This window comes from Microbacterium sp. SORGH_AS_0505 (assembly GCF_030818715.1).
Classification (GTDB): Bacteria; Actinomycetota; Actinomycetes; order Actinomycetales; family Microbacteriaceae; genus Microbacterium.
The window spans coordinates 831,456-848,211 of record NZ_JAUTAT010000001.1; the positions used below are offsets into that span (position 1 = coordinate 831,456).

The window sequence follows — 16,756 nt, forward strand, 5'->3', positions numbered from 1 at the left end:
TGTGGGCCGGTGCGACGGGTCAGGCGGTGCGGCGGCGGACCCGGTGCAGGATCCGCCGCCGCGGTCGATCACAGCTCGAGCTGCTTCTCGACCTCGCGGGTCGACAGACGGGCGAGGGCGAGGTTGCCGCGCGCCTTGTCGAGGGCGATGTAGATGAAGACCTCGGGCGCCGCGGCCAGCGGACGGATGATGTGGTACTGCGACGACAGCGTGATGAGGATGTCGTCGATCGTCTCGTTCAGGCCCAGGGCGGAGATCGTCTTGAGCTTGGCGCGGACGACCTCGGTGTTGCCGGCGGCGGCGAGCTCGAGGTCGAGACCGGTGCCGAGGGTGCCGAGGGCCATGCCCGAGCCGGAGTCGACCAGCGCGACGCCGATGGCGCCGTCGATGGTCATGAGCTTCGCGAGGGAGTCGTGGATGTTTGCCATGTCGTGTCCTTTGTCAGATGGCGTTCGGGTGGTCTGTCGGCGTTCCCGCCGGGTCGCGCCCGCCGGACGGCGCGGGGTGAGTCGCAGAGAAGGCATCACCCGGTGCGGGGCAGGCTGCGACCGAGGTCGGATGCCGCGCGCCGGGCGAGGGCGAGGGCGTGGCCGAGCGTCTCGCCCGAGCCGAAGAGGGCGGCCAGGACGAGCGTGCTGCCCTCGACGCGCACCTGCACGATGTGACCGGCGTCGCTGAAGACGAGCACGGACGAGGCGCCGCCGAGGCGGAGCTCGCGCACGGCCGCCTCGCCGAGGGCCTGCAGCGAGCTCGCGATGCTGGCGAATCGGCCGCCGTTCTGCGCGACGGCGCCGTGCTGCGAGGCGACCTCGAAGCCGTCGTCGGTGAGCACGCTCGCGTAGGTGAGGGAGGTGCTGTGGGCGGCGAAGGCGCCGAGGACGTCGGTCGCGAGTGCGATGACGTCGGCGTCCTGGTGCAGGGCGGTGCTCATGGGGGTCGTCCTCGCGTCTCAGGCGGCGGTCTCGGAGGCGTCGCTCGTGGCGGACGCGATGATCTCGGCTGCTTCGACGCTCGCGACGAGGGTCAGCAGCAGGGTGCGCATGTGGTCGGTGCTGCGCGGGTCGGCCGTGAAGACCGGGATGGTGCGATCGGGATGCCACTGCGCCAGCGCGTCGGCGTAGGCGCCGAGGTCGGGCGTGGGCGCGACGTCGCTGCGGGTGACCCCGATGACGACGGCGCCGCCGGCGACGAGCGCCTCGAACTCACCGAGGTACTCGATGGCCTTGGCGATGGGGTCGGGCAGGTCGTTGTTGACGAGCAGCAGCAGGCCCTTGGCCCGCTCGGCGAGCACCGTCCACATGAAGTCGAACCGCTTCTGGCCGGGGGCGCCGTAGAGGCGCACCTTCTCGTCGGGTCCGAGCGTGAGCTCGCCGTAGTCCAGGGCGACCGTCGTGGTGTCCTTGTCGGCCTGGGCACGGTCGGTGTTGGCGGCCTCGGTCGAGACGACGTCGATCTCGCTCAGGCTGCGGATGGCCGTCGTCTTACCGGCGCCCATCGGCCCGGCGAACAGGATGACGTGTTCCGCCACGCGCGCTCTCTCCCTCGGTCGGTGCGACCGGACGCGGCTGATCGGACCACGCGATGGACGCGTGAGCGATCGGATGCGAGCCCCAGCTCGCGGTCCCCCGTCGGCGATTCGGGGTCCCTCCCCCGCACCGAGACCCGAGCTTAGGGGGACGGATTGACTCGCCGAGGGCCGTTCCGGGCCCCACGCCGGGGACTGAGGAAAGGCTGAGCAACGGCTGAGCGCCCGACACCCCTTTTCGCCCCTTCGCCTGGGCATAGTGGGATGCGCGGGGGCCCTGCCCTGGGGAGCCCGTGACCGCACTGGGGTGGTCGACTGGGGAGTCTCCGGGTGAGCGCCGCTTCGGCGTGCCCTGCTGTCCGCGTCGCCTCGCGTCCCAACACATCGGACCAGCAAGGAGATCTGCACATGCGTGCATCGCTGAAGAACTACATGGCCGCCTGCAACCGTCGCAAGGAGGAGACCGGCGAGTCCGGCTTCTCGCTCATCGAGCTCATCGTCGTCGTCGTGATCCTCGGCATCCTCGCCGCGATCGCCGTGCCCGTGTTCACGGGGCTGCAGGCGCAGTCGGAGGACAGCGCCCGCGCCACGGTCGCCGCCAACGCTGCGACCCAGGCTGCCGCCGCTCTGGCGAAGGAGCCCACGAAGACGGTCGCTGAGGCCGATTTCAACAACCTCAAGAACGGAAGCAAGTACAGCTTCACCATCAAGGATGGCAACGACCTTGGGAAGTTCTGCGTCACGGTGACCGAAACCAACAAGACCGCCACCGCACTCGCAGGCCCCGGCTGCACGGCCGCGACCGGCACCACCACCGCTGGCTAAGCACCCGCACCACCTCGCCGGGTCGGCTGAGCGCGCAGCTCGCCGGCCCGGCATCCCCGTTCCCGCCCCGCGACCGAAGGACGACCCGATGTCCCGCGCGCATGAGCCGATCGGCGACGACGACGGTGTGAGCCTCGTCGAGGTCGTCATCGCGATGTTCCTCTTCGCGCTGCTCGCGGTCGCCATCCTCCCGCTCGCCATCCAGGCGCAGGCCCTGAGCTCGACGAACCGCGACGCCTCGAGCGCGAGCGCGTTCGCCTCGGGCCTGCTCGCCGAGGTGCGCGCCGAGTTCCGCGACACCGAACTGCAGACCTGCGCCGAGGTCAAGACCTTCCTCTCGACGCGCGGCAGCGCCGGCGTCATCACCGACCCAGCGGGCTCGGGCCAGACGGCCCGCCTCACCGCTGACAGCACGTGCCCCGCCGCGAGCGTCAGCGTCGCGACCATCCGCGCGAAGGTCTACTCGTCCGCGGCAGCGACCGGCACCCCGACGGCCACCCTCTCGACGCAGATCGTGGTGACCGGCCCATGATCCTCGTTCCTTCCGACGACCAGCCCGGCGACGACGCTGGGCTCACGCTCGTCGAGCTGCTCGTCTACATGTTCGTCGGGGCGCTGTTCCTCGGCATCCTCGGCGCTGTCTTCGTCGGCGCGCTCCGCGCGGACTCCGTCACCCGCGAGCGCGACCTCGCCACCGGCCAGTTGCAGGCGATCTCGACCTCGCTGTCGACGACGGTCCGCTCCGCCTCCGCCGTGCGCGTCGAGACGAGCGGCGGCACGACCGTCGTCCGCGCCGCGCTGCCCGGCGACCGCTGCTCGGCATGGGCGTTCACGACGCCCGCCGGGACGGCCACCGGCATCCGCGAGGTCCGCGTGCGCACGTACGCCGCCTTCGCGACCGGCAGCGCACCCGCACCAGGGGCGTCGTGGGGCGTGCTCGCGCCGCGGGTGCGCCAGGTCGTGAACCCGACGGGAACCGCGCGGCCCTTCGCCGCGCTCGCGTCGGCGGACGCACCGCTGACCTGGAACATCGCCGTGCCGCGGCTCGACGCCGCCGCATCATCCGCGCCCGCCGCGTCGATCTCGGGATCCGCCGTGCCGCTGGGCAAGACCGCTGGGGGATCGGGGAAGAAATGCTGGTGAACGCACGCAGACGCCGCTCGGGGGACGAGGGCTCGACGCTCGTGTCGGTACTCGTGATCGTGATGGTGCTGGGGCTCCTCGCGGTGACCCTCGCCGGCGCCGTCGTCGCCACGGCGCAGACCACCGCGGGGGTGCGCGGCAGCCTCGACTCGCAGGCGGCCTCGGATGCAGGCCTCGCTGCCGCCGTGGCCTCGTCGACCGCGACCGACGCCGACCCGTGCGCCGTGAAACCGGCATCCACCTCGGCGCCGAGGTACGCCGTCACCGCCTCGTGCGCGGGCGACGTCGTCACGTTCGTCTCGACGGGGACCGGCTCCGACGGCAGCAAGACCGTGACGAGCGCGAGCTACGAACTGAAGAAGACCACGACCGCCGCGCCCGGGCTCGGCGCCGACATGGTCTTCTTCGGCGACGCGACCTTCACGAGCGAAGTCCGCTCGCACGAGCTCGACGACCGCCTGCTGACGATCATGATGCCCCGCGGCACCTTCGTCTGCCAGAACCACGTGCCGGCGAATATCCTCGCCGGCGGCAACGTGAAGACGAACGGCCAGTGCACGATCGACGGCACCGTGGCCACCGGCGGGTCGATCTCGATGTCGAACGCGAGCGACACCATCAAGGGGAACCTCTACGCGTCGAGCACTGCCACGGCGGGCATCTCGGGCATGATCGGCGGCGACATCCACGTCGGCGGCCCCATCGACTTCGGGTGGAGCGGATTCACCTACCCCGGCAACGTGTTCGCCGGCGGCACCGTCGACATGACGAGCGTGTCGATCGCGGGCAAGCTGACCCTGCCGCGCGCGTCGACCGTCAAGCTCGACGGCCACCTGCAGGTGAAATACCCGACCTCCGCCCACGCGCGCGTCGCGAAGGGCACCGCCGGCGGCCTGCAGTGGCCGACCTCCACCGTCCCGCCCACCGCACCGACCTTCCAGAGCTGGTTCGACTACAGCTACTCCGCATCCCACTGGCCGGGCTTCACCGTGAAGACCCTCGCGACCTCGGGCGACGGCCCGTGGACCTGCAACCGGTTCAGGAACAACAACCCGTCGACGGGCAACGCGGCGGGCTGGCGCGAGCTGTCGGCGCTCACGACGCCGACCGTCGTCGACGCGCGCCCCTGCGGAACCCTCAGCTCCAACAACGGCTCGAAGCCCGTCGTGACACTGCAGACCGACATCGCCTTCCTCGCCAACAACTACGACATCACGGCGCTCACCATGAAGGCCGCCACCGGCAAGACCCCGAAGGTCTGGTGGATCGTCGAGGACCGCATCGCCGACGGCGCGCCGAGCTGCGTGAGCCCCGCGGGCACCGTCAACATCAACACGACCGTCATGGGTGAGGGCATCTCGGCGATGATCTACACGCCGTGCCGCATCAGCATCACCGGCGGCGGCGAATGGCACGGCACCTTCTACGGCGGCGGGCTGAATCACGGTGGCCTGATGGACTTCTACGGTCGCCCCCTGTTGCTCCCCGGCCAGGGCGGCGGATCGTCGGGTCCCGGCTCGACGCCCGGCGGCGGCACGACCACGGTGAGCCTCGGCGGGCTGCTCTCCCGGACGGACGGCGCCGGATGACCGCCCTTCTCGGCCCGGCGACGATCGTCACGCTCGTCGGAGTGATCGCCGGCGGGTTCGGCCTCATCATCGGCTCGTACCTCAACGTCGTCGCCTACCGCGTACCCGCCGGCATCTCGCTGCTGCGCGAGAGCCGCTGCCCGTCGTGCGACCAGCCGGTCCGCTGGTACGAGAACGTTCCCGTCCTGTCGTGGCTGCTCCTGCGCGGCCGATGCGGATCGTGCCGCTCCGCGATCGGCGCGCGCTACCCGCTCGTCGAGCTCGCGACGGGCGCCGCCTTCGCGGCCGTGGCGCTCGGCTGGCTGCTCGCGACGGGGCGGCCGGGCTCCGGCATCCCGCTCCCCGCCGCACCCTCGCTCGACTCCGTCGGCGCCGCGTTCGCCGCCATCACCGCCGCCGACGGCCTCGCAGGACCCACGCTCGCGCAGGCGCTCGTCCTGGCGGCGTTCCTGTGGTTCGCGGCGGCGGGCATCGTCCTGACGCTGATCGACCTCGACACCCGCCGCCTGCCGCACGCGATCACGACACCCGGCATCCTCGTCACCATCGCTCTGCTCGTCGGCGCCGTCCTGCTCGGCGCCGACGCGTGGGCGCTCGTGCGCGCGGGTATCGGATTCGTCGCGCTGTACCTCTTCTACGGCCTCCTGCGCCTCATCCGCCCCGACGGCATGGGCGGCGGCGACGTGCGACTGGCCGCCTATGCGGGACTTCTGCTCGGCTGGCTCGGGTGGGGCCCGCTCGTGGTCGGCGCGTTCGCCGCGTTCGTGCTCGGCGGCGTGTACGGCGTCGCTCTCCTGTTCTCTCGGCGGGCGGGTCGCCGCACCGCCATCCCGTTCGGCCCGTGGATCATCCTCGGCGCGTGGGTCGGCATCGTCGCCGGCGACGCGATCGCCGGCGGCTACCTCACACTTCTCGACGGTCGGCTGATGTCATGACCCGTCGCCCAGGCAAGGAGGTCCTCTGATGGCCAAGACACGTGTGGCGCTCGAGATCACCGAAGACAGCGTCCGCGCCGTCGAGGTGACCGACGGGCGCTCCCCCACCCTGCTCGCCGCCGGCGAGGTGATGCTGCCCCCGGGCGCGGCGAAGGACTCCGAGATCGTCGACCGCGACGTCGTCGTGGGTGCGCTCCGCCGGCTGTGGACGGATGCCGGGATCAAGGGCCGCAACGTGGTCCTGGGTGTCGGCGGCCGCCGCGTGCTCGTCCGCGAGCACAGCTCGACGCTGCGCGAGACGGCTCTCGTGCGCCAGGCGCTGCCCTTCGACGTGCAGGACCGCCTGCCCGTGCCCGTCGACCAGGCGGTGCTCGACTTCATCCCGACGCACGTCGACGACGAGGGCATGCACGGCCTCATGGTCGCCGCCGTCTCGGAGCAGATGGAGGACCTCGTCTCGGTCCTCGCCGAGGCGGGGCTCACCGCCGACTCGATCGATCTGCTCGCCTTCGGCTACTGCCGTGCGCTCGCGGGGCTCGCCCCGAAGGGCGTCACCGGCATGCTCATCGGCATCGGCGAGCACACGACCCAGGTCGTGATCGCCACCGACGGCGTGCCGCAGTTCGCCCGCGCGATCCCCATCGACGTGCCGCGCGGCGAAGCCCGCGTCGCCGAGGTCGAGGCCGCCCCGACCGAGCTCGAGACCCTCACCGGGTTCCGGACGGGCGGGGTCGAGGAGTCCGCCGACGGCGCCATCCGTTCGCGCGGCGACCTGCGCCGTGCCCGGACGGCCGTCGCGACGCCGCCCGCGGGCGTGCCCGAGGCGCCGGCCGCGGATGCCATGTCGGCCGACTTGCAGGACGTCCTGATCGATCTCGTCACCCGCCTGCGCGGAACGGTCTCGTTCTACCGGGATCGAACGGATGCCGCGCCCGTCGCCGTGACCTTCATCACGGGCCTGCACACCGACCACCCGCGCCTGCAGGCCGCCCTCGCGCAGGTCGCCGGCACCGAGGTCCGCCGGATCACCGGGGCCGACCTGGTCCGGGTGAAGAACGGGCTGCACCCCGCCGTCGACGAGCGCATCGCTCCCACCGTCGCCCTGCTCCTCGGAGGAACCAAATGAGCACGCTCGTGCGCACCCCCGCCTTCAAGCCGGGGTCCCTCCCCCGCGCCAACCTGCTGCCGCTGTCCGAGACGCGTCGCCGTGACGTCCGGCGCATCGGGCGGTCGTGGGTCACCATCGGACTCGGCTCGCTCGTGGTCGCGCTCCTGCTCATCGGCGGCGCGTTCGCACTGAACGTGCAAGCGGCCCTCCGGCTCGCCGCCGCGAACGCCGACACCGACCGCGTCATCGCGGAGATCGCCGAGCTCGCGCCGGTGAGCCAGGCCGTGGCGCAGCGGACCGAACTGTCGGGGCTCGTCACGCAGGCCATGGCCGGCGACATCTCCTGGCGGGAGGCCGTGGGAACGATCGCCGACGCGCTGCCCTCCGGCGTCACGGTCACCGGCTACGCGCTGGCCGCAGGCCAGGTGCCCGGAGACACCGCACCGGAGGAGACCGTCGGCGCGGCCGGCTCGGTCACCGTCGTCAGCGACGAGCCCATCAGTCTCGTCGAGGCGACGCGGGCGCTCCGCGGCGTCGACGCGATCCTCGAGGTGAGCGTGCAGACGCTCGCCGAGGAGGAGGGCCTCTACACCTACACCGTCGAGGTGCAGCTCGACCAGACCATCTACTCGGGCGATTTCGCACCCGAGCAGGCGACCGAGACGGAGTGACGATGACGAAGCAGCTGGTCAACCTCATCGGGGCCGTCGCGTCCCTCGGCATCCTGCTCGCCGGTGCCCTCCTGTTCGCACTGCCGCAGTTCACGGGCGCGCAGCGGATCACCGCGGACGCCGCGTCCGTCGAGCAGTCCAACGCGACCCAGCAGGCCTTGCTCGACGGCCTCGCCGCTCAGGCCGCCGATATGACCGAGCTCGACGCGGAGGTCGCGGAACTGCGCCGGGTGGTCCCGGCATCCGTCCGCGCCGACGACGTCGTCCAGCTCGCCGCCGACGCGGCCTCGGAGCACGACGGCCGCGTCGTGACCGTCACGGTCGGCGAGACGACGGCCTTCGCGGCCCGCACCGTCGATGCGGCCGCGGGCGCCGCCGACGGCACCACCCCGGCCGCCACCGAGACGACGGCCGAGACGACGACGGAGACGTCGGGATCGGACGAGGGAGCGGATGCCGCGGCTCCCGCCGACCCCGCTGCCGCCCCGGCCGGCGAGGGGCCGCAGCAGGTGAGCATCACCGTCAGCATCACGGCACCCGACAGCACGAAGGCGACCGCCGTGATCGACGAACTGCGCAAGGGACCGCGCGCGGTCGCCGTCACGAACGCGGGAATCACGACCGACGACGACGGCACCGTCACCGCCGAGGTGACGCTGCTCGCCTTCTACGTCGCCGGCTGACCACCCACGGCACACGCGAAAGCCCCGGACCTCGAGGGTCCGGGGCTTTTCGCGTGGGTCTCAGCTGCCGAGCTGCTCGTACATCGTGAACATCGGCATGTAGAGGGCGACCACCATGCCGCCGATGAGGACACCCAGCAGGGTGATCATGATCGGCTCGATCATGCTGGTCAGTTGCTCGGACGCAGCCTTGACCTCGGTCTCGTAGAAGTCCGCGATCGACTCGAGCATGTCGGGCAGCGTGCCCGACTCCTCACCGACCGACACCATCTGCGACACCATGGCCGGGAACACCTCGGCCTTCGCGAGGGGCGTCGAGAACGACCTGCCGTGGCGCACCGACTCGCGCACCTCGCCGAGGGCGTCCTCGATGGCCTTGTTGTTGGATGCCTTGCCGACGAGCTCGAGCGCCTGGAGGAGGGGCACGCCCGCCTTGAGCATCATCGAGAGGTTGCGGGCGAAGCGGGCCACGGCGATCTTCGTGATGAACGCGCCGAAGATCGGCATCTTGAGCCGGAACGGGTCGACGGCGCCGCGGAAGCGGTCGGTGTCCTTCACGCGCTGGTACCAGACCACCCCGCCCACGACCGCGACGACGAGCAGCGGCCCGATCCAGATCATGTTGCGCGACAGGGTCACGAGGATCTGCGTCGGGATGGGCAGCTCCCCGCCCATGCTGGCGAACATCTTCTCGAAGATCGGCACGACGAAGGTGATCATCGCGAGCACGCCGAGGATGGCGATGACGAGCACGACGATCGGGTACGTCATCGCCGACTTGATCTTCTGCTGCAGGTCGACGTCGGAGCGGTACGACTTCGCGACGGCGACGAGGGACTCGCCGAGGAAACCGCCGGTCTCACCGACGTTCACGAGGCTCACCATGAGCGGCGGAAACGCCTTGGGCTGCGCCGCCATGGCGGCCGAGAACGACTTGCCGGCGGCGATGTCGGTCTGCACCGCGACGAGGGCGGACGCCAGCTTCTTGCTCTCGGTCTGCTCGGAGATGACGGCGAGCGCGCGCATGAGCGGCAGGCCGGCATTGATCAGCCCGGAGAGCTGCTTCGCGAAGATGGCGAGGTCCTCGACCTTGACGCCCTTCTCGAACCCGGGGATCGAGATCTCCTGGTGCAGGCCGGTCGTCGACATCGGCGCGACCTGCAGCGGCGCGAGGCCCTGCGCGCGCAGCTTGGAGACGACGGCGCTCTCGCTAGCCGCCTCGACGGTGCCTTTGACGACGGGGCCGCCGGTCGTGCCGACGGCTCGGTAGGTGTACTCCTGAAGAGGCATATCAGCGCGTCCACGCATCCATCGGGTCGGCCCACGCGTCGGCGTGCACGCCGGCCGGCTGCACACGCACGCCGTCGAGGGCCTTCGGGTCGGTCAGGTAGTGCTTGGCGAGGGCGAGGTTCAGTTCACCGCGCTCGACCAGCAGCCGCAGCGACTGGTCGAGCGTGTGCATGCCGTGCCCTGCCCCGGCCTGCATCGCGTTGTAGAGCTGCGCGATCTGGTTCTCGCGGATGAGGTTCGCGACGGCGGGCGTCGAGACGAGCACCTCGGTCGCGATCACCCGGCCGCCCCCGTGAGCGCGCGGCAGCAGGGTCTGGCTGACGACGCCCTGCAGCGCGTCGCCGAGCTGCGTGCGGACCTGGTTCTGCTGGTGCGCGGGGAAGGCGTCGACGATGCGGTTGATGCTCTTGGCCGCGCCCTGCGTGTGCAGGGTGGAGAGGACGAGGTGGCCGGTCTCGGCGGCGGTGAGCGCGGTCGAGATCGATTCGGGGTCGCGGAGCTCGCCGATGAGGATGACGTCGGGATCCTGACGCAGGACGCGGCGCAGCGCCTCGGCGAACGAGCTCGTGTCGGCGCCGACCTCGCGCTGGTGGATGAGCGACTGTCGCGACGTGTGGACGAACTCGATCGGGTCCTCGACCGTGACGACGTGGTCCTGCTTGGTCCGGTTGATGAGGTCGATCATCGCGGTGAGCGTCGTCGACTTGCCGGAGCCCGTCGGGCCGGTGACGAGCACGAGACCGCGCGGGCGCAGGGCGAGCTCGCCTGCCACCTCGGGCGCTCCGAGCTCGGAGAGTGTGAAGGCACGGCTCGCGATGAGTCGGAAGGCCGCGGCGACCTGGCCGAGCTGGCGGAACACGTTGACGCGGAACCGGCCGACGCCGGCGACCGTGTACGAGAGGTCGACGTCACCGGTCGCGTGGAAGGACTCCCGGTGCGATGGGGTCATGATCGACACGAGCGCGTCGAGCAGCGTCGGTCCCGGGATCGGCGCCTCGAAGCCCGTGACCGGGATGAGGTGTCCGTCGTGACGGTGGAGGGTCACGGCATCCGCCGAGAAGTGGATGTCGGAGGACCCCATTCCCGCGGCGGTACCGAGGATGCCGTCGAGCAGAGCGGTCGCGCCGGCGTCGGACGACACCGCCCGGGCTCGCAGTTCAGACCGTGACACGCAGGACCTCCTCGATCGTCGTCGCCCCCAGCACGACCTTCGACCAGCCGTCCTCGCGGAGGCTCGTCATCCCGTCGCGGAGCGCCGCCGCGCGGACGTCGCTGCCGGTCGCGTGCGAGACCACGAGCTGTTCGATCTCGTCGGACATCGCCATGACCTCGTGCAGGCCGACGCGGCCGCGGTAGCCCGTGCCGGAGCATTCGGGGCATCCGCCCTTGCGGAACAGCTCGGGCGGATCGCTCGGATCGAACGGAAAGCCGAGGCGCTCGAGGACGGCGGGGTCCTCGCGGTACGGCTGGCGGCACGCCGTGCACAGGCGCCGAGCGAGGCGCTGGGCGACGACCGCCGACAGGGCTGTCGCCACGAGGAAGGGCTCGGCGCCGATCTCGGTGAGACGCGCGACGGCGCCGGGGGCGTCGTTGGTGTGCAGCGTCGAGAGCACGAGGTGACCGGTGAGGGCCGCCTCGATCGAGATGATCGCCGTCTCGGTGTCGCGGATCTCGCCGACGAGCACGATGTCGGGGTCGGAACGGAGGATGCTGCGCAGCGCCGATTGGAAGGTGAGGCCCGCCTTTGCGTTGACCTGCACCTGATTGATCCCGGGGATCCGATATTCGACCGGGTCCTCGACGGTGATGACGTTGACGGCGGGGTTCGCGACCTCGCGGAGCGCCGTGTAGAGCGTCGTCGACTTGCCGGAGCCGGTGGGGCCGGTCACGAGCACCAGTCCGTGCGGGCGGGTGATGGCCGAGCGGAACCGCCCCAGGTTCCCCCGCCCCATCTGCAGGTCGCGCAAGGACAGGCTCACGCCGGTGTTGTCGAGGATGCGCATGACGATCTTCTCGCCCCACACGGTGGGCAGCGTCGCCACGCGCAGGTCGATCTTGCGACCGACGTGGGTCACCGAGAGCCGGCCGTCCTGGGGCTTGCGGCGCTCGGCGATGTCGATCGAGGCCATGATCTTCAGGCGCGAGACGACACCGTCCTGGATCGCGCGGTCGGCGCGCTGCATCTCGTGCAGCACCCCGTCGATGCGGTAGCGGACGGCGAGGTGGGTCTCGCCGGGTTCGACGTGGATGTCGCTCGCGCGGTCGTCGATCGCCTGCGTGATGAGGAGGTTGACGAAGCGGACGATGGGCGCGTCGCTGTCGGACTGGTCGAGCTCCTCGACCGAGACCTCCGCCGCGGCGGACTCCTCGAGGGCGGCCGACAGGTCGGAGATCTCGTCGTCCGAGCGGACGTAGCGCTGAAAAGCGCTCTCGAGCGCATCCAGGGCGACGACGACAGGCGAGATGTGCAGGTCGGTGATCGTCGCGACATCGTCGAGGGCGATGATGTCGGACGGGTCCGCCATCGCGAGGACGAGCCGGTCACCGGTGCGCTCGACCGGCAGCACGCGGTGCTTGCGGCACATGCCGCCGGGCAGCAGCGCGACGACCGCCGCGTCGAGCTGGCGTCCCGAGAGGTCCATGTAGCGGTGCCCCGTGTGGAGGGCCACGGCCTCTGCCAACTGGTTGGGCGTGACGACGCCCCGCGCCAGCAGCTGCTGCATCAGCTCGTTCGTCTCGCCGTACTCGTCGACGAGCGTCGCGACCTCGCCGGCGAGCACGGCCCCGGTCAACACCAGTGTCTGCGCGATCCCCCGCATCCTGCACCCCCTGTATCGGCGGCCGGACTCAGGTCGGGGCGCGCACGTGCCCACCCAGTCCGAGCGCGCCTCGCCAGAGTAGACAGCAGGGCTGCAGCGACACACGGCGCCGACCGCAACTGAGGCAAAGCTGAGGTAGTGCTGGGGCGCGCTGAGTTGCGCCGGAAGATTAATGCATTTTAATGAAAGCGGGGGAAGCGACAGTCGTGGACCCCATCGGACTACACATGACTCTTCTCGAACACCCCGCTCCCGCGCGAACCCTGGGACCGGTCACACGCGTGGCCGTCCTCGTCGAGGACGCCGGCACGGCTCGCGACCGCCTCTCCACCACGCTGCAGCAGCACGGCTTCCAGGTGCATTCGTTCTCCGACGGCTTCGCCGCCGTCGAGGCCGTCGACCGCCTGCAGCCCGACCTCGTCACCGTCGACACCACCCTTGCGGGGATCGACGGGTTCGAAGTGGTGCGCCGCATCCGCTCGTTCCACGCCGGATCGGTCGTCATCCTCTCGGACATGACCGAGGAGACGGCCGCCGTCGAGGCGTTCCGCAGTGGCGCGGACGACTACATCCTGCGCCCGTGGCGCCCCTTCGAGCTGCGCGCCCGGCTCGATGCGATCCTGCGTCGTACGCTCGGCGCCGCCGACGCCCTGCCGCCGACCGAGTCGGACTGGCTCGTCGTCGACGGACTGCGGCTGCACCCGGCATCCCGTCGGGCTGAGCTCGCCGACCGCCGCATCGACCTCACTCGGTCGGAGTTCGATCTGCTGCTGGCCCTCGTCAGGAACCCCGACGTCGTCCTCGAGAAGTCCTGGATCGTGCTGCTGCTGCGTCGCCAGAACGGCGGCAACGGCGATCACGTGAACGCGCACGACCTGCACGCCATCGAGGTACACGTCATGAATCTGCGGCGCAAGCTCGGCGGCACGGCCCGGCGATGCCGCTGGATCGAGACGGTCCGCGGGATCGGCTACCGCTTCGCGCCGGCGAAGCTCTGACGCGGTCTCAGACCGACGCGCCCTTCCGGCGCACGTGCCGACCTTGCCCTGGGATCGCGGCGATGAGCGCCTGCGTGTAGGGATCGGTCGGCGCCGTCAGGATCTGCGCCGCCGCACCCGCCTCGACGAGGCGTCCGTGGCGCATGACGGCCACCCGGTCGGCGATCTCGGCGACGACGCCCAGATCGTGCGTGATGAAGAGGTAGCTGAGCGAGCGCTCGGCCTGCAGGGTGATGAGCAGATCGAGGATCTGCGCCTGCACCGACACATCGAGCGCCGAGACTGCCTCGTCGAGCACGAGGAACTCCGGATCGAGCGCGAGAGCACGCGCGATCGCGACGCGCTGTCGCTGTCCGCCCGAGAGCTCGTCGGGGTAGCGCGCGAGCACGCCCTGCGGCAGTGCGGTCTGCTCGACGAGCTCCCGCACCTTGCGGAGCCGCGCGGCGCCGTCGATCGAACCGAGCGAGTGCAGCGGCTCGGAGATGAGCTGTTCGATCGTCAGCCGCGGGTTCAGCGAGTCGTACGGGCTCTGATAGACGAGCTGGAACTTGCGCCGGAGCTGCCGCAGCGGTGCCGGTGCGAGCTCGGTGATGTCGGCGCCGTCGAACTCGATCGAGCCCGAGCTCGGCTCCTCGAGCCGCAGCACGAGGCGCGCGAGCGTCGACTTGCCGCTGCCGGACTCCCCGACCACGGCGAGCGTCTCGCCGCGGCGGATGTCGAGTGAGATGTCGTCGACGGCGGTGACCTCGCGCGCGCCGTCGCGACGCGACGAGGCCGGCAGCGGGAAGGTCTTCACGAGGTGCGACAGCCGGACGATGCAGTCGCTGTCGTCGAGGCCGCGCCGGGTCGTCGCCTCGGCGCGGCGCACATGCGAGGAGATGTCGGGGGATGCCGCGATCAGCTGGCGCGTGTATTCGGCGGTCGGCGACGAGATCACCTGTGCGGCGGGCCCGGCATCGACCACCGCGCCGTCCTTCATCACGATGATGCGGTCGGCCCGGTCGGCGGCGACGCCGAGGTCGTGCGTAATGAGCAGGACCGAGGTGCCGAACTCGTCGGCGAGGTGGTCGAGGTGATCGAGCACCTGCTTCTGCACCGTGACGTCGAGGGCGCTCGTGGGCTCGTCGGCGATGATCAGCTCGGGACGTGCGGCGAGCGCGGTCGCGATGAGGGCGCGCTGCCGCATCCCTCCGGAGAACTGGTACGGGTACTGCTTGGCGCGCTCGGCCGGGTGGGTGATCCCCGCCATCTCGAGCAGCTCGACCGCCCGGGCGTTCGCCTCGGCGCGCGTCGCCAGTTTGTGGATGCGGAGCGGCTCGGCGACCTGCGGCCCGACGCGGCGCACCGGGTTGAGCGAGAGCGACGGGTCCTGCGGCACGAGGCCGATGCGCTTGCCCCGGACCTTCCGCCACTGCGCCTCGGGCTTCGCCGTCAGGTCGTCGCCGCCGAGACTCACGCTCCCCGACGTCACGCGCGCGTTGGGCGGGAGGAGGTTGATGATGGCGTGCGCGATGGTGCTCTTGCCCGACCCGGACTCGCCGACGACGGCGACGACCTCGCCCGCGCCGATCGTCAGGTCGATGTGGTGGACGGCTTCGACCTCGCGGTCGCCCATGCGGTAGGCCACGGTGAGGTCGCGGACCTCGAGGAGGACGGCCCGCTCGGTGCGAGAGGGAACGGATGCCTCGGCGCGGGGCGCGGTGGTGGTGGTCGACACGGGGGACTCCTCTGCAGACGACGGCGTGCTCATGCGGTGCGCTCCAGCTGGGATCGCTGCAGGGCGGGGCGCTTGGGGTGGAACTCCCAGTCGGGCACGAGGTAGCGCATGGCGTGCGCGTCGTCCCGACCGGCGAGACCTTCGCGCAGGTACAGCTCGTGTGCGGCGGCGACCTGCGCGTCGTCGAGCTCGACCCCGAGCCCGGGCGCGGACGAGACGGCGATCCGCCCGTTCCGGATGACCGGCGGCTGCACCGTGAGGCGCTGGCCGTCCTGCCAGATCCAGTGGGTGTCGACGGCGGTCGGCGTCCCCGGGGCCGCGGCGGCGACGTGCGTGAACATCGCGAGGCTCACGTCGAAGTGGTTGTTGGAGTGCGACCCCCACTGCAGGCCGAAGTCGTCGCACAGCTGGGCGACGCGGACCGAACCGGCCATCGTCCAGAAATGCGGGTCGGCGAGCGGGATGTCGACGGCCTGCATGCGGACCGCGTGGGCCATCTCGCGCCAGTCGGTCGCGATCATGTTCGTCGCCGTGCGCATGCCCGTCGCCCGACGGAACTCGGCCATCGTCTCGCGGCCGGAGTAGCGGCCCTCAGGCCCTACGGGATCCTCGGCGTAGGCCAGCACGTCGCGCAGGCGTCCGCCCAACCGGATGGCCTCGGCGAGCGGCCAGCTGCCGTTCGGGTCGAGCGTGACCCGCGCACCGGGGAACGCCTCGGCGAGCGCCGTGACGACGTCGGCCTCGGTCTCGGGCAGCAGGACGCCGCCCTTCAGCTTGAAGTCCCGGAAGCCGTAACGCTCCTGCGCGGCGCGGGCGAGCCCGACGACGGCGTCCGCGTCGAGGGCGGTCCGGCGCCGCACGTCCTCCCACGACCCGGCGGCGCCCTCCGGCTGCAGGTACGGCAGGTCCGTGGCATCCGCATCGCCGATGAGGAAGAGGTAGCCGAGCACGTCGACCTCGTCGCGCTGGCGTCCGTCGCCGAGGAGGGCGCTCACCGGCAGGCCGAGCTGCTTGCCGTGCAGGTCGAGCAGCGCGCTCTCCCAGGCGGTCACGGCGTGCACGGCGATGCGCTGATCGAAGGTCTGGTCGCCTCGCCCCGCGGCGTCGAGGTGGGCGAGGAATGCCGCGAGCGACCGCAGCGTCTCGCGGTACGCCGCGACGGGCGTGCCGATGAGCAGCGCACCCGAGGCTTCGAGTGCGGCGCGGATGGGCTCGCCGCCGGGCACCTCGCCGATGCCGACGCGACCGTCGACGTCCGTCAGGCGCACGAGGTTGCGCGTGAAGTAGGGGGCGTGTGCACCGCTGAGGTTCAGCAGCATGCTGTCGTGACCCGCCACGGGGATCACGTCGTAGGAGACCACAACGGGGGTGCTCATCCGATCCTCGCCTTCGACGTCGGTAGTGGCCCCACCCTACGCACAGCCGACCGGTGCCATCAAAGGCTGTTAGGGCA

General features: G+C 71.1%; 17 protein-coding genes. 9 read left to right on the forward strand and 8 right to left on the reverse strand.

Annotated elements, in window-relative coordinates:
• Positions 1–68: 68 nt before the first annotated feature.
• The 3 genes from QE428_RS04070 to QE428_RS04080 all read right to left on the reverse strand — a co-directional run bounded on the left by QE428_RS04070 (position 69) and on the right by QE428_RS04080 (position 1,528).
• Positions 69–428 (reverse strand): hypothetical protein, encoded by a 360-nt coding sequence (locus QE428_RS04070; RefSeq protein WP_065571843.1) that lies wholly within the window; start codon positions 426–428, stop codon positions 69–71.
• A 95-nt stretch (positions 429–523) separates the two neighbouring features.
• The gene (locus tag QE428_RS04075) at positions 524–931 is read right to left on the reverse strand and encodes a roadblock/LC7 domain-containing protein (protein WP_091357347.1); all 408 of its coding nucleotides are present in this window, start codon (positions 929–931) and stop codon (positions 524–526) included.
• 18 nt (positions 932–949) lie between these two features.
• Positions 950–1,528, reverse strand: coding sequence for an ATP/GTP-binding protein (locus tag QE428_RS04080; RefSeq protein ID WP_307463324.1), 579 nt, complete (start codon positions 1,526–1,528; stop codon positions 950–952).
• Between the two features lie 405 nt (positions 1,529–1,933).
• On the opposite strand from QE428_RS04080, the gene QE428_RS04085 reads away from it, so the two are divergent.
• The 8 genes from QE428_RS04085 to QE428_RS04120 all read left to right on the forward strand — a co-directional run bounded on the left by QE428_RS04085 (position 1,934) and on the right by QE428_RS04120 (position 8,479).
• Positions 1,934–2,350, forward strand: a complete 417-nt coding sequence (locus QE428_RS04085) for a type IV pilin protein (RefSeq protein WP_307463326.1) — start codon at positions 1,934–1,936, stop codon at positions 2,348–2,350.
• Positions 2,351–2,438: 88 nt separating this feature from the next.
• A complete protein-coding gene (locus tag QE428_RS04090; protein WP_307463328.1) occupies positions 2,439–2,882 on the forward strand; it encodes a prepilin-type N-terminal cleavage/methylation domain-containing protein in 444 nt (147 codons plus the stop codon).
• On the forward strand, positions 2,879–3,493 hold the full coding sequence (locus QE428_RS04095) for a type II secretion system protein J (protein ID WP_307463331.1): 615 nt from the start codon (positions 2,879–2,881) through the stop codon (positions 3,491–3,493). The genes QE428_RS04090 and QE428_RS04095 overlap by 4 nt, the downstream gene beginning before the upstream one ends.
• Positions 3,490–5,082 carry a hypothetical protein gene (locus QE428_RS04100; protein WP_307463332.1) on the forward strand — a complete coding sequence of 531 codons (1,593 nt, stop codon included), beginning with the start codon at positions 3,490–3,492 and terminating at the stop codon, positions 5,080–5,082. Before QE428_RS04095 ends, QE428_RS04100 begins: the two co-directional genes overlap by 4 nt.
• On the forward strand, positions 5,079–6,017 hold the full coding sequence (locus QE428_RS04105) for an A24 family peptidase (RefSeq protein WP_307463335.1): 939 nt from the start codon (positions 5,079–5,081) through the stop codon (positions 6,015–6,017). The genes QE428_RS04100 and QE428_RS04105 overlap by 4 nt, the downstream gene beginning before the upstream one ends.
• A gap of 28 nt (positions 6,018–6,045) precedes the next feature.
• The gene (gene pilM / locus QE428_RS04110) at positions 6,046–7,143 is read left to right on the forward strand and encodes a type IV pilus biogenesis protein PilM (RefSeq protein ID WP_307463338.1); all 1,098 of its coding nucleotides are present in this window, start codon (positions 6,046–6,048) and stop codon (positions 7,141–7,143) included.
• A complete protein-coding gene (locus QE428_RS04115) occupies positions 7,140–7,796 on the forward strand; it encodes a hypothetical protein (RefSeq protein ID WP_307463340.1) in 657 nt (218 codons plus the stop codon). Before pilM ends, QE428_RS04115 begins: the two co-directional genes overlap by 4 nt.
• Before the next feature lie 2 nt (positions 7,797–7,798).
• Positions 7,799–8,479 (forward strand): hypothetical protein, encoded by a 681-nt coding sequence (locus QE428_RS04120; protein ID WP_307463342.1) that lies wholly within the window; start codon positions 7,799–7,801, stop codon positions 8,477–8,479.
• Between the two features lie 60 nt (positions 8,480–8,539).
• Here QE428_RS04120 and QE428_RS04125 read toward each other — a convergent pair whose 3' ends face one another.
• The 3 genes from QE428_RS04125 to QE428_RS04135 are packed head-to-tail and all read right to left on the reverse strand — an operon-like array spanning position 8,540 to position 12,588.
• A complete protein-coding gene (locus QE428_RS04125) occupies positions 8,540–9,769 on the reverse strand; it encodes a type II secretion system F family protein (protein ID WP_307463346.1) in 1,230 nt (409 codons plus the stop codon).
• Position 9,770: 1 nt separating this feature from the next.
• Positions 9,771–10,940: a type IV pilus twitching motility protein PilT gene (locus QE428_RS04130; protein ID WP_307463349.1), complete on the reverse strand. Its 1,170-nt coding sequence runs from the start codon at positions 10,938–10,940 to the stop codon at positions 9,771–9,773.
• The gene (locus QE428_RS04135) at positions 10,927–12,588 is read right to left on the reverse strand and encodes a GspE/PulE family protein (RefSeq protein WP_373457695.1); all 1,662 of its coding nucleotides are present in this window, start codon (positions 12,586–12,588) and stop codon (positions 10,927–10,929) included. Before QE428_RS04135 ends, QE428_RS04130 begins: the two co-directional genes overlap by 14 nt.
• A gap of 227 nt (positions 12,589–12,815) precedes the next feature.
• Here QE428_RS04135 and QE428_RS04140 point away from each other — a divergent pair, with 227 nt between their 5' ends.
• Positions 12,816–13,586 carry a response regulator transcription factor gene (locus QE428_RS04140; RefSeq protein ID WP_307463352.1) on the forward strand — a complete coding sequence of 257 codons (771 nt, stop codon included), beginning with the start codon at positions 12,816–12,818 and terminating at the stop codon, positions 13,584–13,586.
• A gap of 7 nt (positions 13,587–13,593) precedes the next feature.
• Here QE428_RS04140 and QE428_RS04145 read toward each other — a convergent pair whose 3' ends face one another.
• Together QE428_RS04145 and QE428_RS04150 are read right to left on the reverse strand one after the other, a co-directional pair.
• Positions 13,594–15,336, reverse strand: a complete 1,743-nt coding sequence (locus QE428_RS04145) for a dipeptide ABC transporter ATP-binding protein (RefSeq protein ID WP_373457696.1) — start codon at positions 15,334–15,336, stop codon at positions 13,594–13,596.
• Positions 15,333–16,679: an enolase C-terminal domain-like protein gene (locus QE428_RS04150; protein WP_307463357.1), complete on the reverse strand. Its 1,347-nt coding sequence runs from the start codon at positions 16,677–16,679 to the stop codon at positions 15,333–15,335. Before QE428_RS04150 ends, QE428_RS04145 begins: the two co-directional genes overlap by 4 nt.
• Between the last annotated feature and the right edge of the window lie 77 nt (positions 16,680–16,756).

Bases quoted from the DNA above. Each gene is read 5' to 3' on its own strand.
- QE428_RS04070 (WP_065571843.1), bottom strand. From the start codon at position 428: ATGGCAAACATCCACGACTCCCTCGCGAAGCTCATGACCATCGACGGC.
- QE428_RS04075 (WP_091357347.1), bottom strand. From the start codon at position 931: ATGAGCACCGCCCTGCACCAGGACGCCGACGTCATCGCACTCGCGACC.
- QE428_RS04085 (WP_307463326.1), top strand. From the start codon at position 1,934: ATGCGTGCATCGCTGAAGAACTACATGGCCGCCTGCAACCGTCGCAAG.
- QE428_RS04090 (WP_307463328.1), top strand. From the start codon at position 2,439: ATGTCCCGCGCGCATGAGCCGATCGGCGACGACGACGGTGTGAGCCTC.
- QE428_RS04095 (WP_307463331.1), top strand. From the start codon at position 2,879: ATGATCCTCGTTCCTTCCGACGACCAGCCCGGCGACGACGCTGGGCTC.
- QE428_RS04105 (WP_307463335.1), top strand. From the start codon at position 5,079: ATGACCGCCCTTCTCGGCCCGGCGACGATCGTCACGCTCGTCGGAGTG.
- pilM (WP_307463338.1), top strand. From the start codon at position 6,046: ATGGCCAAGACACGTGTGGCGCTCGAGATCACCGAAGACAGCGTCCGC.
- QE428_RS04115 (WP_307463340.1), top strand. From the start codon at position 7,140: ATGAGCACGCTCGTGCGCACCCCCGCCTTCAAGCCGGGGTCCCTCCCC.
- QE428_RS04120 (WP_307463342.1), top strand. From the start codon at position 7,799: ATGACGAAGCAGCTGGTCAACCTCATCGGGGCCGTCGCGTCCCTCGGC.
- QE428_RS04125 (WP_307463346.1), bottom strand. From the start codon at position 9,769: ATGCCTCTTCAGGAGTACACCTACCGAGCCGTCGGCACGACCGGCGGC.
- QE428_RS04135 (WP_373457695.1), bottom strand. From the start codon at position 12,588: ATGCGGGGGATCGCGCAGACACTGGTGTTGACCGGGGCCGTGCTCGCC.
- QE428_RS04140 (WP_307463352.1), top strand. From the start codon at position 12,816: ATGACTCTTCTCGAACACCCCGCTCCCGCGCGAACCCTGGGACCGGTC.
- QE428_RS04145 (WP_373457696.1), bottom strand. From the start codon at position 15,336: ATGAGCACGCCGTCGTCTGCAGAGGAGTCCCCCGTGTCGACCACCACC.
- QE428_RS04150 (WP_307463357.1), bottom strand. From the start codon at position 16,679: ATGAGCACCCCCGTTGTGGTCTCCTACGACGTGATCCCCGTGGCGGGT.